The following is a 12,724-nucleotide window of genomic DNA, read 5'->3' as shown; positions in this document are numbered from 1 at the left end:
GCAATGACATGGATGAATGTAGTTGCCATGCTTGTATGGACTGGAGCGAGTGCAGTACTTTTATTTGCAATTATGTGGGTTGATTCGATTTTTACAAAATACAATGATTTAAAAGAAATCAAAAATGGAAATACAGCTGTAACAACTCGTTTTATTATGAAATTATTTGCACAAGGGTACATTTTATCTCAATCGATAACGAAAGCAAATGATTTATGGCAAGCACTTCTTGCATCAGCAGTTTCTTTCGTTATTTTATTAGTGGTAGAAATGTTTATCGAATTCGTATTAAAGAAAATGTCTGGTCTTGATTTAGAAGAAGGTACGAAAGAAGGTAGCGTTGCACATGCGATGTTAGCCGGATCATTACATATTGTTGGTGCACTTATTTTAGGTGCTTGTTTATAAAGAGAAAAGGAGGGGTAGATTATGAGTTTATTTAAACGAATTAAAAATATAATGAAAAGCCCAGAGCCACCGAAGCCGGAAAAGAGTCTTTTAACGTTAGCTCCTGGTGATATGATTGAAGTTTCATTAGTCATGTACGAATTAACTGGGAAAACGAGTATGCATTCTCGCAAGGAAATTGTTTTAACACTGCAAGACGGGAAAGACATTCGTTATTTAAAAATTGAAGATCGTGAAAATACGTATTACAAATTATATACACCAATTGATGGTCGCTTAGATTCAATTGAGGAAATTCCGACGACAATTGAAATGGATGATACAGAGTACCATATGGAAGAACAATATAACGGACGTGTTGTTGTGATGGGGAAAACACCATTCTCAGCTTCAGAGGAACAGTACGTCTGGGAATTCCAATCAGATAATCGAAAATTATTGCGTATTGAATGGCAAAATGGTCGTACAATGATGTATGAGGGAGAAGCAATCATTCCTGCTGATGTACAAATTATAAGAGCAACGTAAGGGGGCGTAATCATGTCAAACCGATTGTTTACCATGATTAAATCGTTTGTGATCCCTATACTTGCTATCGTTACATTACTTGTTGTTGCTGGTTATGCCTTATCAGGTTGTCAAGGCGGGCAGACAAAGTCGATTCAAGACCGTTATCCGCTTGAGTCTGTCGCAAAGGAAGGTAAACAAGAATCTTACGTGTATAGGGCCGCCAATCGGTCAGTTCCTGAAGTCGCGAAGGAACTTATAGCCGAAAGGAAACCGAAACAAGCATCTAAAGAAGACGAAAATCAAATGTTTCTCGTTTATTCGGATAAAATGTATAACCTTCAAAAGGATAAAGAGAAACCATCTGATACGTTAATTGAAGTAAGTAATGAAGAATTTGTCCGTCAAAACTACCAACCGTCCTTCTTGCAAGGATATATTATGGGTAGCATATTAAACGATATATTCGGTTCACGAAAATCATCATATGGTGATTATCGAGGATATAATGACAGACAAAATCATAAACCAGTTATTCCAGAGAGACCACCTACGAAAGAAGAAAAGAAAACCCCACCTCCAATTACGAAGGAAGGGAAAGGGTCTATCATTAAGCGAGGCGATAATGTAGATTCGAAACCATCAGTAGGTGATAAGGGAAGTATTACTGAAAAAGGAAGTAATACGACGCCCCCACCCTCTACTGGAAGTAAGGGTAAAATTACAAAAACACCAGGTGGTTCAAGTGGATCAGATGTGAAGCCGAAATCATCTATTAAAACGCCGCCAAGAAATACATCTCCTCCGAAAACGAGGGTCGGTGGTTCAGGGAAAATTACGAAGAGAAGATAGTAGAGAGACCGAAAAGTGTAAGTTGCTTTTTGGTCTTTTTGTGGAAATTAATTCCTTATAACTGGTACAATTGAAGTATAAGGAGGGGATAGTATGACTACGTATAAAAGATTTAGTGTAATTATGTTCCTTGTATTATTCCTCAGCTTGTTTATTAGCACGACAATGAAATTTCATTTTGTAGTAGGTATTCTATGGATACTGTGTACATGCACTTTATTGTTGTATATCCCGCTGCGTTTTCAACATGAAGTGACGGCTTTTCAAAAGTATGTAGCGTGGATTAAACGTGGGAGTCAGTGGGGCGAGTAAAAATATATATACTTACTGAAAAAAACTGACAACGATAGCAACTTAATAATAAAAAGAGGGTGTGCCAAATTGTTGGCACACCCTCTTTTTCATAACGATTAATGAATATCACGTTTCTTGAAATTACCGCCTTTTACTTCTGCTACATCATAAACGGTAATAAAGGCATTAGGATCGATTTCATTAATAAGTTCTTTCATTTTACTTTCTTCTAAACGGTTAATTACGCAAGAAATTTCTTTGAATTTCTCTCTTGAATAACCACCGTATACTTCGTTATATGTTGCACTTCTGCCTAAACGATCGCGAATGGTTTCTACCATCAATTCAGGCTCTTTTGTGATGATTTTAAATGCTTTCGAACCACTTAAACCAACTTCAACGATATGAATCACTTTCGAAGCGATAAAGTAAGCAATTGCCGAAAGGATAGCTCCTTGAAGACCGAATACCGTTGATACGAAAATAAATACGAACATGTTTAAGAATAAAATAAGGTCACTCGTTCCAAATGGTAACTTACGAGAAAGCAATACAGCAAGCATATCGATTCCATCTAATGCCCCACCGTTACGTAATGCTAGTCCCATACCAAAACCGATGATAATACCACCAACAACTGTAACTAATAATGTATCGCCTTCAATAATAGCTGGTATTCCGTGCATGACAACGGTACCTATTGCTAATGAAGCAATTCCAATAATAGAATAAATCGCAAAGCTTTTACCGATTTGCTTATATCCTAACCAAACGAAAGGAATGTTAATAACTGCGATTAGAGCTCCTAATGGCAATCCAAATAATCTTGAACTAACGATACTTAAACCAGTTACACCACCGTCTGATACGTTATTTGGAATTAATACTGCTTCTAATCCGTACGCTGTGATAAATGCCCCAATAATAATCATCAAAGCTTTCGAAGCAATTTTTAGCTTATTGGGCTTGTTTTTGATAATTTTCTCCATGTAATTTCCTCGTTTCAAACTAGTTTCTTGTTTGTTACATAATTCACACCTAAATTTTATTTTAACATTTAATTTGAAAAATTTCTCCTTTAATGGATGTATGCAGGGAATATTATGACCATATTATTATTTAAAATACAACAGTAGAAGATTAGAGAGTGGTCATAATTTTAATATGAAAAAGTAGAATGAATAGTATGGATATATACATTTGGGGCACTAACCTTAGGGAGGGGATTCTGTGGGATACTGTACGAAATGTGGAAATGAAACGAAAGAAGGCAATAAATTTTGCGGACAGTGCGGGGAGAGTCTTAGCTATAAAACGGTAGAGGGAAGTTTTCCAAATAGCAGTTCTAATAGTAGTATAGAAGTTTTTTCTTTAGTTGGTTTCATCACTGGATTAATATCTTGGTTTATAAACTTATGGGGGCTTATTGGTAGTGTAGCTATCGTATTTTCTATATTGGGTTTAAACAAAAAAGTGACAGGTACGAGTAAAACATTTGCTATTGTTGGATTGGTTTCTGGAATAATTAATGTGTTGTATGCTGTTATGTTACTTATTTAAATCTAATGAACTGAAAGATATAAAAAAGGCCCCCCTTGTATAAAGCATTCAGGGGACCTTTTATTTAATAGCTATTAAGAAACAATAAAACTAAGGGCTGTTAGGAATAAAGCGAAACCTAAAATAGTTCCACATATTTTCATATGGCGCTTACGTCCCATTACGACAATCGCAACATATTCACGGATCATTGCATTAGGCCAGTAATAAAATGCAGTTTTTGATCCAATACCTTGGCTGTTAAGACCAGCTTGTCTTGCATATATACCAGCACGGAAAAGGTGGAAATTATTCGTTGTAAAAATACTTTTATATTTACCTTCTGGTTTTAAAGAATCCATAATTTCTTTAGAGAACAGCATATTTTGATATGTGTTTACAGAGCGATTTTCTTGCACTGTATGTTCAATCGGAATGCCTTTTTCAACAGCGTAATTTTGCATTGCTTCTGCCTCAGGAAGTCCTTCATCTGGACCTTGACCGCCAGAGAAAATAATTGTTGGTGGTGTATTCACAGCAGCTTGTTTCCAATAAAAGTCGATAGCTTTATTAATTCGGCTTGCAAGTAATGGTGGTACTTTATCATTAATTAAGCCGCTACCAAGAACGATAATGAAATCTTGATTACGTCTTGGTCTGTTGAATTGGTATAAAAAATATGCGCTTAAGAAGTTAGATAAGTGTATAAAGAAATAGAAGCTTATAAGAGAAATAGCTGCAAAAATAGGCTCTAAATGCGATGAGACCAAACTTGCTGGGTTTATGATAGGGAGTAACATAAAGAATAACATCCCTAAAGCAGCAAGGAGTGTTAAACAGTTAGTGAACCGTCTTCCTTCTCGCTTCATTAAAATTCTAGCATTAAGAAATAGCCCAAACATTAAAGCAACAATACCGAAAGGAAGCATAATAAGAAGTGCTAAAATAGGTAAAATTATAATATAGCGTAGGACATCACTACTTGAATTTACAGATATAATCACACAAAAAAGAAGGAAAAAACAGACAAAGGAATTAAATAAAAAGCCGTTTATTATTTTTCGCGGATCTTGTAAATAGGAAATAAGAAAAATAATAAATAGTATAAGAGGAATAATTCCGAAATACATCATAAATATAGTACACCTCAATTTGTATAAGAATTTGACATACCTTTTATATTACATGATTTTATAAGTAAAAATGAAAGAAAAAATGATTTTGAATTTTCTCAATAAAATATATAGATACGTATGTTACAATATATTCAAAGCGATATATTAAAAGTAAAATGGTTGAAAAGGCACTCAGTAGAGTGCTTTTTCTTTTTGTATGCAATTGTGCATATTATATTTTTTTTCAAATGAAGAGGATTACAATATAAGTTGTAGACAGACTTTATAAAGCAGAATTTCATACAAACATTTCCCTCTACTTTTTGTATCTAACAATCGTATAACAATAAATAATTCTGTTTTATAGTGTCTGTTTTTGAAAGGTGGCTTCTTTGAAGGCACCTTTTTTTTATTAGTATAGATAGTTTTCACTGTTAGCATAGTGTAAACTATCTATACTAAACATTAGCAATCTTCCGTATAAATATTATCAATTTACTATATATTCCAGTGGTGTTAACCTACATATGAAAGGCTTTCTTTTTCAAAATATTACCCCTAATAAAATTTTGAAGAAGTCAACTGTCTCCAAACTTGTCTTTATGCTTAAAGAAAAAGCACTCAATTTGAGTGCTTTTTCTTATTGAAACATGCTATTTTTCTAGGCGATTTTCATAAAATAAAAGTAAAGAAATGAAAGTGGGTGACAAAATGCCGGCAGTTGTGGAAGGTGTTATTATTGAAAACTGCAATGGAACAATTAATGTAGGTGACAAATATAACGTACAGCCGATTGAAAAGACGAAGGCTTATAATGGATCGGGATCTTCAAATACAGGAATGAAAGTACAAACGTTTAGCGGGATTAGTACAGCTGATGTATGGGATAATGATGCGAATGATCAGGGGATACAGTTTACTTTATAGTACAGTATGTAAAATTGCATAAAATGATGAAGTTGCCCTATGATACAATCTAGCTGTGAGCTGTTAATGATTCTTCTATAGTGTAGTTGTTAGATTAGAAATATAACATCTTATCGAAAATCATACGTACAAAAAAAGACACTTCAAACGAAGTGTCTTTTTTATTTTAGTGATATCCTTTAGCAGAGTCTTTATGAATTTTATTTTTAAAGATACTGTAGCTCCAAAGCTGATATCCAATAACAATTGGTACCATGACCATTGCAACGAAGAACATAATTTTTAAGTTTAATTGACTACCGGCTGCGTTGTATAACGTTGTACTGTATGCATCGTTAATACGAGATGGTAACATTCTTGGGAACATACCTGCAAAGCCAGTTGTCATAAACATTGCGATTGTTAGGCAAACGAATGTGAAGGCAAGGCCAATTTTATGTTTGTACACCATAATAAGTGCGAGTACACTCATTAGCATTGCAAGTACTGGAAGAATGAATAGTACCGGATATTCCGTAAAGTTTTGGAATAAGTTTGTCCGATTAGCAGTTGCTACATAGAAGATAGCTAAAATAATAGCTGCTGCCATTGAAAATGGTCTTGCGATTTTATAAGCACGGTCGGATACTTCACCAGTCGTTTTAATCATGACCCAAAGGGCACCGGATACGACAAATATAGCAGTGAAGAACAACCCTCCTAAAATACCGTAATGGTTTAGTAAGCTAAGTAAATTTCCTTCATAGCCATTTTTTCCGATTTGTAGTCCGTAATAAAGATTAGCGAACGTAACACCGAATAGGAAAGCAATTAAAAAACTGCCAATTGCAAATGCCCATTTACAAGTTTTTTGCCAAATCGGTGAATCATCTTTATGCATGAATTCCAGTCCAGCGGCACGAGCAAACAGTGCAAGTAATACTAAGAATAACGGTGTATATAGATAACTAAACATATTTGCATATGTGACTGGGAAGGCAGCAAATGTTGCGCCACCAGCTGTAATTAACCATACTTCATTACCGCCCCAGAATGGGCCAATTGCTTCTTGTAATTGATTTCGTTCTTGTCGATCTTTCGTAACGAAAGGAAAGATCATTCCGTTACCAAGTGCATACCCGTCAAGAATGAAGTAAACTGTCCAAATCACGCCCCATAAACCAAACCAGATGATTGCAAGCATATCATGAGACATGGGCCACACCTCCCTCAGTAGCAGGTTCTTCTAATGCTGCAGGTCCTTTTTTCGCGAACTTCAGCATTAAGTATACGTCTGCGATTAAAAGTAAAGTGTAGAACAAAATTAAACTAATTAATGAGAACCAAATTTGCGGGACAGATATAGGTGATACAGATTCTGCTGTACGCATTAGTTTATATACTGTCCAAGGTTGGCGACCTACTTCAGCGACAATCCATCCTGCGTTAATCGCGATATAAGGAAGTAAGACAGACCATATTGTAATTTTTAAATAACGTTTTGAGTTTTCTAGTTTTCCTTTTCGGTTTAAATAGAAGCCATACCAAGTTAATGCCATAAAGAACATACCAAGTGCAACCATTAAGCGGAAGCTATAATACACGAGGTTAACATTTGGACGTTCATCTTTCGGAATATCTTTTAAACCAACAATTTCGCCATCAAATGAGTTTGTATAGAAGAAGCTTCCGAGTTTTGGAATCGTAAGGAATTCAAAGTTTTTCTCATTTTTCACATCAGGAATTTGAACAATTGAGAAGCCTTGTCCTTTTCCAGTTTCCCAAACTGCTTCCATCGCAGCTCCTTTTGCTGGTTGATATTTAGCTGCTGATACACCAGATTGATGTCCCATAAACGGTGTAATTGTTGCGGCGAATAAGCCTAACATTAAACCAAACTTAAATGATTTTTTGAAGAATTCCACTTCATTTTTACGTAATAAGTGATAGGCACTAATTGCCATAACGAAGAAAGCACCTACGATATAACAACCAATGACAGTATGGAAGAACATATTCCAAGCATATGGATTTGTAACGAGTGCCCAGAAATCATTTAATTCAGCGCGGCCATTACGTACTACGTAGCCAACAGGGTTTTGCATAAATCCGTTTGCTGTAATAATCCAAAGTGCGGAAATGTTTGTTCCAAGTGCAACCATCCACATACAGAAGGCACGGAACTTTGGTGAAATTTTGTCTTTACCGAATAACCATATTCCCATGAAAGTAGATTCTAAGAAGAAGGCAACGAGTGCTTCGATTGCGAGAGGTGATCCGAAAATATCTCCCATATATTTGGAGTACTCAGACCAGTTCGTTCCAAATTGGAATTCCATCGTAATCCCAGTTATAATCCCCATTACGAAGTTAATTGTAAATAATTTACCCCAGAAATTTGCCATTTTACGGTATGTTGGATTCAATGTGCGGGCGTATTGAGTTTCCATACATGCTACTAAAATGACAAGTCCGATTGTCAAAGGTACAAATAAAAAGTGATAAAAAATAGTAATTGCAAATTGAAAACGACTCAGTAACAGAACGTCGGACATAATAAATATTCACTCCTTTTTTACATTATCTACAATCAGTTTATAGTGAAAAAACGTTTAAAGTATGTGAGACTTGTTACAAAGCTGTGTGTATATTTTGAAAGAATTATGTCGATTATCTGAAAATATCTTATTTTTACTATAAAGCGATATCCTTTTTGAGTTTTTCATATTTTGGTACACTATATAAGTAATGTAAATGAGAGAAAAGAGGGTTTTTTACTATGAAGTCATTAGAAGAGATTTTACAATACAATGAAAAATTTGTTGAAGAGAAAAGATACGAAGAGTATGAAACGGGAAAATTCCCGAATAAAAAAATGGTAATTATCTCTTGTATGGATACTCGTCTTGTTGAATTATTACCAAAAGCAATGAATATGCGTAACGGTGATGTGAAAATTATTAAAGTAGCAGGAGCTGTTATCTCACATCCATTCGGAAGTATTATGCGTAGTATTTTAGTTGCTGTATATGAACTTGGTGCTGATGAAGTTTGTGTAGTTGGTCACCACGATTGCGGTATGGCAAAAATTCAAGCAAGCAGTACAATTGAGAAGATGAAAGAGCGGGGTATAACAAATGAGAAATTAGATACACTCCGTTATTCTGGAATCGATTTAGAAAGATTCCTACAAGGGTTCTCTAGTGTAGAAGAAAGTGTAGAACATAGCGTATCGATACTTCGCAACCATCCATTACTTCCAGAAGAAGTACCTGTTCACGGTCTTGTTATAGATCCTGATACAGGAAAATTAGATTTAGTTGTGAATGGTTACGACAATTAAGAATTTACTTTGTCATCCTTTTTATCTGGGACAGGATCAAATCCTCCCGGGTGGAAAGGGTGACATTTTAATATACGCTTACAAGTAAGCCAAAAGCCTTTGAGGGCACCATGTTTTTGAAACGCCTCTAATCCGTAATGAGAACAAGTCGGATAAAAGCGGCAAGTTGGTGGTGTCATCGGAGAAATGAACTTTTGATAAAAGCGTATAATCCCAATAAAAATCTGTTTCATAATGATCTCCTTTTCAGCATAGTCTTAAAGTATTATAGCACGACTGTACATAATACTTTACTAATGTGCATTTCCGTTATATCATATTGGATATGACGGAATTAAATTAAAAGCGGGAGAGATGTTGTATGCCATCAGTAGAAAGCTTTGAATTAGATCATACGATTGTAAAGGCACCTTATGTAAGACATTGCGGAGTTCACAATGTAGGTAGTGACGGTATTGTAAATAAATTCGATATTCGTTTTTGCCAACCGAATAAACAAGCAATGAAACCAGATGTTATTCATACGTTAGAACATTTATTAGCATTTAATTTACGTAAATATATTGATCGTTATCCGCATTTTGATATTATCGATATTTCACCGATGGGCTGCCAAACAGGATATTATCTTGTAGTAAGCGGAACACCGACAGTACGAGAAATCATTGATTTATTAGAACTAACATTAAAAGATGCGGTTCAAATTACAGAAATTCCAGCTGCAAATGAAACACAATGTGGTCAAGCGAAGCTTCACGACTTAGAAGGAGCACAACGCTTAATGAACTTCTGGTTAAGCCAAGATAAAGATGAACTTGAGAAAGTGTTTGGATAAAATAAAAAACTGCCTGTGAAAGGGCAGTTTTTTATTTTATTAAGAGCGAACATGTTCTTTTTTTATGAAAGTATACTAGACACTCCAACATATAAAACAAAGGCAGAACAGAGAAAATAAACAAATGCTTTCGTTTTTTGCTGCTTCTTTATTTCATCGATTCCAAAAAGGATACACATAATACTTAAAAGGATAAACACGTAAGGTAAAAGAATAGTGAAGTTTGCAAAGAAGCTAAATAGGGCGAGAGAAAGAGCGATAGTGGCGATTATAATTTGAATGTTTTTTAACATGGAATCCCCCTTAAGTAGAAAGAAATAGTTACTGAGAGAAAATAATTATAAATGCTAAATTGGTCAAAATTTCATTCTACATATAACGAAAGTAGTTTGATATTAAAAAGAAGAATATGAGACTGGAAACGAAAAAATACGGGATACTCATTGATTTTCGTCCGGATTTCAATTCATTAATTCCTAGAAGAATAAAGAAACAACTGAGAATAAATTGTACGTATGGGAGAAGTGAAAAATTATCGGTAACATGGATATAAGTGCTTAGAATGAGTAAGAGAAGCATGAGAAATGCTAAAAAACTCCGTAATATAGTTAGAGTTAGCATTGTATAGCCTCCTTTAGACCATTTATCGGAATATTTCTGTGAAACCAATAAATAAAGCAGCGGCTCCTGCTAGTAGAGCGAGCACACTACCTCCTGTTTGCCTTTTTAATATTTCCTCTAAACTTATGGTGAGGGCCATAACTCCTAAAGAGATAAACATATACGGCATTATTTCTCTATTACTAGTAAAAAATCCATAGATTGCTATAGATAAAGCAATAAGTGATAAAGTAATCCGTACTCCTTTTAGCATGCATGTACCTCCTTTTATTTGATATAGCTAATGATGAGAACAATCCAAATGAAAGCACCGGCAATAATACAAATAAATCCAGTTGCTGCCTCCTTTTTCTTTATTTGTTCAAATGCGATGAGAAACATTAAAGCCCCTAATAGAAATTGTGAAAGAGGTAAAAAATTATTTTGACCTGTATATAATCCAATTGCCGACATAACGATCACAGTGAGTGCTACTATGATGCGAAGTATACGAAGCATATTAGGAATTCTCCTTATTCTTTTTTGTATAAGGATTGTCTTCTAGTTTATCGACGGAATGTTTATAAGCATAGCCTTTATTAATTGTCATGATGGAGAGTACGAGGATGATTAGGACGATGATAATACCGATAATTAATATTTTGAACATAAAATCCCTCCTTTTCTTTATTTTACATAATTTTGTAATTAATGAAAACAATAGAAAATAAAAGGATGAAAGAAGGGTGTTACATGGAGACGAAAAAAACATATTATATATCAATAGGAAATGGTCAAATTTCACAAGTGAAGACGGCGGATACGTATAATTTTGAGATTTCCGCAAATGATGAGGAAATTACGGAATTAAGAGAGCACTTTGATCAAGCATATGTAGAAGATTTAGGGTCATTTGTACGCTCCCACGTTCCATTTGTTGAGTATCATCACGATTCAAATAATGAACGATATGATGAACAACTACAAAAAGCATATAAAATGATTTACGATTTAGGAAATCATGAGACGAAAGAATTAGTCGCACAAATGGGAATAATCAATGGATTGTAATTGGATAATATTATGCAGAAAAGCGAGAATATGCTACAATTTGTGGTAGGAAAAACTTGTAACCATCAATAGGGGAGTAATGGCATGTACAAATTTAAAGATTATTACCACAACACTGTACAATTATCGTTTGAACGTTATCCATTTTCTCCTGAGCCAAAGCATGTTTGGGTTGTATGCCGGTACGGGGATCAATGGTTATTAACACATCATTTACGTCGCGGTCTTGAATTTCCAGGTGGTAAAGTAGAAATAGGGGAAACACCGGAAGAAGCGGCAGTTCGAGAGGTTCATGAAGAAACCGGCGGCATAGTTTCTGATTTAACTTACTTAGGACAATACAAAGTATCTGGAAAAGACAAAATAATCATTAAAAACATTTATTTTGCAACAATTAGTGCGGTAGAAGAACATACGCATTACGAAGAAACGAAAGGGTCTGTTTTATTAAAAGACATTCCTGACAACATTAAAACGAATAGAAAATTTAGCTTTATAATGCGCGATGACGTATTAGCGCGTACGATGAAACATATAGAAGAAATCGGCTGTTTTACGAAGTAAAGTGGCCGGTTTCTTTTTTTTGTATGTAAGAATAAATGTAAATATATCTTCACATTATTTTAGGTATATTATACAATTTTGTAAAGATATATTTACATTTTAGGAGGGGGAAGATGGATAAAAGAAAAGAAACGACTGTTACTGTTTCGATGGTTAAATTAAACTTTTCTTTATTTTTTATAATAATTGCTTTGTCGTTTGGAATTGGTTATTTGCATATATTTCTTTCAGGTGGGGTTCAAGTTGAAGTTACATTATTAACGATGTTTCTTTTTATTATCGCAATGATTGTTCTCGTTTGTATTCATGAAGCGATACATTTAATTGGCTTTCGCTATATCGGAGGTGTTCCGTGGAGTGAACTAAAATGGGGCGTTAATTGGAAATTAGGTGTTGCATATGCTCATTCTAAACAGGCGGTTACAGTAAAGCAAATGAAGAAAGTGTTAATGCTTCCGTTTTTACCAACTGGAATTTTGCCAATTGTATTGGGATTAGCTATGAATCTGGAGCCACTCTCATTTTTAGGAATTCTACTAACAGCAGGTTGTATCGGTGACATTGCCGTATATCAAAAAGTTTCAAAGTTTCCAGATGATGCGCTAGTAAAAGATCATCCGAGTAAACCGCAGTTTACAGTGTATGAATAATAAGAGGAGGCGTTTGTGAAAAACGCCTCCTCTTATTATT

At 34.7% G+C, this 12,724-nt stretch carries 20 protein-coding genes; 11 read left to right on the top strand and 9 right to left on the bottom strand.

The window, feature by feature from the left end:
* The first annotated feature begins 3 nt into the window (after nt 1–3).
* From OXT04_RS12085 to OXT04_RS12070, 4 genes are all read left to right on the top strand, one after another.
* Nucleotides 4–408 (top strand): DUF350 domain-containing protein, encoded by a 405-nt coding sequence (locus OXT04_RS12085; protein WP_000220087.1) that lies wholly within the window; start codon nt 4–6, stop codon nt 406–408.
* A gap of 21 nt (nt 409–429) precedes the next feature.
* Nucleotides 430–936, top strand: coding sequence for a DUF4178 domain-containing protein (locus tag OXT04_RS12080; protein ID WP_000051755.1), 507 nt, complete (start codon nt 430–432; stop codon nt 934–936).
* A 12-nt stretch (nt 937–948) separates the two neighbouring features.
* Nucleotides 949–1,767, top strand: coding sequence for a DUF4247 domain-containing protein (locus OXT04_RS12075; RefSeq protein ID WP_065229475.1), 819 nt, complete (start codon nt 949–951; stop codon nt 1,765–1,767).
* A 93-nt stretch (nt 1,768–1,860) separates the two neighbouring features.
* A complete protein-coding gene (locus OXT04_RS12070; protein ID WP_097821649.1) occupies nt 1,861–2,079 on the top strand; it encodes a hypothetical protein in 219 nt (72 codons plus the stop codon).
* 98 nt (nt 2,080–2,177) lie between these two features.
* Here the strand turns inward: OXT04_RS12070 and OXT04_RS12065 are convergent, their stop codons facing one another.
* On the bottom strand, nt 2,178–3,050 hold the full coding sequence (locus OXT04_RS12065; protein ID WP_000411241.1) for a YitT family protein: 873 nt from the start codon (nt 3,048–3,050) through the stop codon (nt 2,178–2,180).
* Nucleotides 3,051–3,291: 241 nt separating this feature from the next.
* On the opposite strand from OXT04_RS12065, the gene OXT04_RS12060 reads away from it, so the two are divergent.
* Complete coding sequence (locus tag OXT04_RS12060; protein WP_053563494.1) at nt 3,292–3,621, top strand: zinc ribbon domain-containing protein; 330 nt, start codon at nt 3,292–3,294, stop codon at nt 3,619–3,621.
* A 74-nt stretch (nt 3,622–3,695) separates the two neighbouring features.
* Here the strand turns inward: OXT04_RS12060 and OXT04_RS12055 are convergent, their stop codons facing one another.
* Nucleotides 3,696–4,733 (bottom strand): YdcF family protein, encoded by a 1,038-nt coding sequence (locus tag OXT04_RS12055; RefSeq protein ID WP_267414924.1) that lies wholly within the window; start codon nt 4,731–4,733, stop codon nt 3,696–3,698.
* A 675-nt stretch (nt 4,734–5,408) separates the two neighbouring features.
* Here OXT04_RS12055 and OXT04_RS12050 point away from each other — a divergent pair.
* Nucleotides 5,409–5,642: a spore germination protein gene (locus tag OXT04_RS12050; protein ID WP_002001299.1), complete on the top strand. Its 234-nt coding sequence runs from the start codon at nt 5,409–5,411 to the stop codon at nt 5,640–5,642.
* 166 nt (nt 5,643–5,808) lie between these two features.
* Here OXT04_RS12050 and cydB read toward each other — a convergent pair whose 3' ends face one another.
* Nucleotides 5,809–6,837 carry a cytochrome d ubiquinol oxidase subunit II gene (gene cydB, locus OXT04_RS12045; protein WP_000017662.1) on the bottom strand — a complete coding sequence of 343 codons (1,029 nt, stop codon included), beginning with the start codon at nt 6,835–6,837 and terminating at the stop codon, nt 5,809–5,811.
* Nucleotides 6,827–8,176 carry a cytochrome ubiquinol oxidase subunit I gene (gene cydA, locus OXT04_RS12040; protein ID WP_001286166.1) on the bottom strand — a complete coding sequence of 450 codons (1,350 nt, stop codon included), beginning with the start codon at nt 8,174–8,176 and terminating at the stop codon, nt 6,827–6,829. Before cydA ends, cydB begins: the two co-directional genes overlap by 11 nt.
* A 224-nt stretch (nt 8,177–8,400) precedes the next feature.
* On the opposite strand from cydA, the gene OXT04_RS12035 reads away from it, so the two are divergent.
* On the top strand, nt 8,401–8,964 hold the full coding sequence (locus OXT04_RS12035) for a beta-class carbonic anhydrase (protein WP_000838173.1): 564 nt from the start codon (nt 8,401–8,403) through the stop codon (nt 8,962–8,964).
* Here OXT04_RS12035 and yidD read toward each other — a convergent pair.
* On the bottom strand, nt 8,961–9,197 hold the full coding sequence (gene yidD, locus OXT04_RS12030) for a membrane protein insertion efficiency factor YidD (RefSeq protein WP_000809334.1): 237 nt from the start codon (nt 9,195–9,197) through the stop codon (nt 8,961–8,963). The genes OXT04_RS12035 and yidD overlap by 4 nt on opposite strands.
* A gap of 128 nt (nt 9,198–9,325) precedes the next feature.
* On the opposite strand from yidD, the gene luxS reads away from it, so the two are divergent.
* Nucleotides 9,326–9,799, top strand: a complete 474-nt coding sequence (gene luxS / locus OXT04_RS12025; protein ID WP_001141371.1) for an S-ribosylhomocysteine lyase LuxS — start codon at nt 9,326–9,328, stop codon at nt 9,797–9,799.
* 62 nt (nt 9,800–9,861) lie between these two features.
* Here luxS and OXT04_RS12020 read toward each other — a convergent pair whose 3' ends face one another.
* The 4 genes from OXT04_RS12020 to ytzI all read right to left on the bottom strand — a co-directional run bounded on the left by OXT04_RS12020 (nt 9,862) and on the right by ytzI (nt 11,069).
* Complete coding sequence (locus OXT04_RS12020) at nt 9,862–10,092, bottom strand: YczI family protein (protein WP_048565086.1); 231 nt, start codon at nt 10,090–10,092, stop codon at nt 9,862–9,864.
* A gap of 350 nt (nt 10,093–10,442) precedes the next feature.
* Nucleotides 10,443–10,673, bottom strand: a complete 231-nt coding sequence (locus OXT04_RS12015; RefSeq protein WP_000912059.1) for a DUF3953 domain-containing protein — start codon at nt 10,671–10,673, stop codon at nt 10,443–10,445.
* Between the two features lie 14 nt (nt 10,674–10,687).
* Entirely contained in the window at nt 10,688–10,918 is a 231-nt protein-coding gene (locus OXT04_RS12010; protein ID WP_000944455.1) for a DUF3953 domain-containing protein, read from the bottom strand.
* 1 nt (nt 10,919) lies between these two features.
* Entirely contained in the window at nt 10,920–11,069 is a 150-nt protein-coding gene (gene ytzI / locus OXT04_RS12005; protein ID WP_000472791.1) for a YtzI protein, read from the bottom strand.
* An 83-nt stretch (nt 11,070–11,152) separates the two neighbouring features.
* Between ytzI and OXT04_RS12000 the strand changes: the two genes are divergently transcribed.
* The 3 genes from OXT04_RS12000 (at nt 11,153) to OXT04_RS11990 (ending at nt 12,684) form a co-directional block, all read left to right on the top strand.
* The gene (locus tag OXT04_RS12000) at nt 11,153–11,470 is read left to right on the top strand and encodes a hydrolase (RefSeq protein ID WP_267414907.1); all 318 of its coding nucleotides are present in this window, start codon (nt 11,153–11,155) and stop codon (nt 11,468–11,470) included.
* An 84-nt stretch (nt 11,471–11,554) separates the two neighbouring features.
* The gene (gene mutTA / locus OXT04_RS11995; protein WP_000276382.1) at nt 11,555–12,034 is read left to right on the top strand and encodes an antimutator 8-oxo-(dGTP/GTP)ase; all 480 of its coding nucleotides are present in this window, start codon (nt 11,555–11,557) and stop codon (nt 12,032–12,034) included.
* Between the two features lie 113 nt (nt 12,035–12,147).
* Complete coding sequence (locus OXT04_RS11990; protein WP_000361288.1) at nt 12,148–12,684, top strand: DUF3267 domain-containing protein; 537 nt, start codon at nt 12,148–12,150, stop codon at nt 12,682–12,684.
* The last annotated feature ends 40 nt before the right edge of the window (nt 12,685–12,724 follow it).

This window comes from Bacillus sp. GC_Bacil_1, from assembly GCF_026540675.1.
GTDB classification, from domain to species: domain Bacteria; phylum Bacillota; class Bacilli; order Bacillales; family Bacillaceae_G; genus Bacillus_A; species Bacillus_A cereus.
Note: the sequence above shows the minus strand (reverse complement) of the source record. Positions and strands in the feature narration are given on the sequence as shown.

What these genes read in the sequence shown, in the direction of transcription:
- mutTA (WP_000276382.1), top strand. Translation starts at nt 11,555, where the DNA reads ATGTACAAATTTAAAGATTATTACCACAACACTGTACAATTATCGTTT.
- OXT04_RS11990 (WP_000361288.1), top strand. Translation starts at nt 12,148, where the DNA reads ATGGATAAAAGAAAAGAAACGACTGTTACTGTTTCGATGGTTAAATTA.
- OXT04_RS12050 (WP_002001299.1), top strand. Translation starts at nt 5,409, where the DNA reads ATGAAAGTGGGTGACAAAATGCCGGCAGTTGTGGAAGGTGTTATTATT.
- OXT04_RS12020 (WP_048565086.1), bottom strand. Translation starts at nt 10,092, where the DNA reads ATGTTAAAAAACATTCAAATTATAATCGCCACTATCGCTCTTTCTCTC.
- OXT04_RS12085 (WP_000220087.1), top strand. Translation starts at nt 4, where the DNA reads ATGACATGGATGAATGTAGTTGCCATGCTTGTATGGACTGGAGCGAGT.
- OXT04_RS12055 (WP_267414924.1), bottom strand. Translation starts at nt 4,733, where the DNA reads ATGATGTATTTCGGAATTATTCCTCTTATACTATTTATTATTTTTCTT.
- luxS (WP_001141371.1), top strand. Translation starts at nt 9,326, where the DNA reads ATGCCATCAGTAGAAAGCTTTGAATTAGATCATACGATTGTAAAGGCA.
- cydB (WP_000017662.1), bottom strand. Translation starts at nt 6,837, where the DNA reads ATGTCTCATGATATGCTTGCAATCATCTGGTTTGGTTTATGGGGCGTG.
- ytzI (WP_000472791.1), bottom strand. Translation starts at nt 11,069, where the DNA reads ATGTTCAAAATATTAATTATCGGTATTATCATCGTCCTAATCATCCTC.
- OXT04_RS12010 (WP_000944455.1), bottom strand. Translation starts at nt 10,918, where the DNA reads ATGCTTCGTATACTTCGCATCATAGTAGCACTCACTGTGATCGTTATG.
- OXT04_RS12035 (WP_000838173.1), top strand. Translation starts at nt 8,401, where the DNA reads ATGAAGTCATTAGAAGAGATTTTACAATACAATGAAAAATTTGTTGAA.
- OXT04_RS12015 (WP_000912059.1), bottom strand. Translation starts at nt 10,673, where the DNA reads ATGCTAAAAGGAGTACGGATTACTTTATCACTTATTGCTTTATCTATA.
- OXT04_RS12000 (WP_267414907.1), top strand. Translation starts at nt 11,153, where the DNA reads ATGGAGACGAAAAAAACATATTATATATCAATAGGAAATGGTCAAATT.
- OXT04_RS12065 (WP_000411241.1), bottom strand. Translation starts at nt 3,050, where the DNA reads ATGGAGAAAATTATCAAAAACAAGCCCAATAAGCTAAAAATTGCTTCG.
- OXT04_RS12075 (WP_065229475.1), top strand. Translation starts at nt 949, where the DNA reads ATGTCAAACCGATTGTTTACCATGATTAAATCGTTTGTGATCCCTATA.
- yidD (WP_000809334.1), bottom strand. Translation starts at nt 9,197, where the DNA reads ATGAAACAGATTTTTATTGGGATTATACGCTTTTATCAAAAGTTCATT.
- OXT04_RS12080 (WP_000051755.1), top strand. Translation starts at nt 430, where the DNA reads ATGAGTTTATTTAAACGAATTAAAAATATAATGAAAAGCCCAGAGCCA.
- OXT04_RS12070 (WP_097821649.1), top strand. Translation starts at nt 1,861, where the DNA reads ATGACTACGTATAAAAGATTTAGTGTAATTATGTTCCTTGTATTATTC.
- cydA (WP_001286166.1), bottom strand. Translation starts at nt 8,176, where the DNA reads ATGTCCGACGTTCTGTTACTGAGTCGTTTTCAATTTGCAATTACTATT.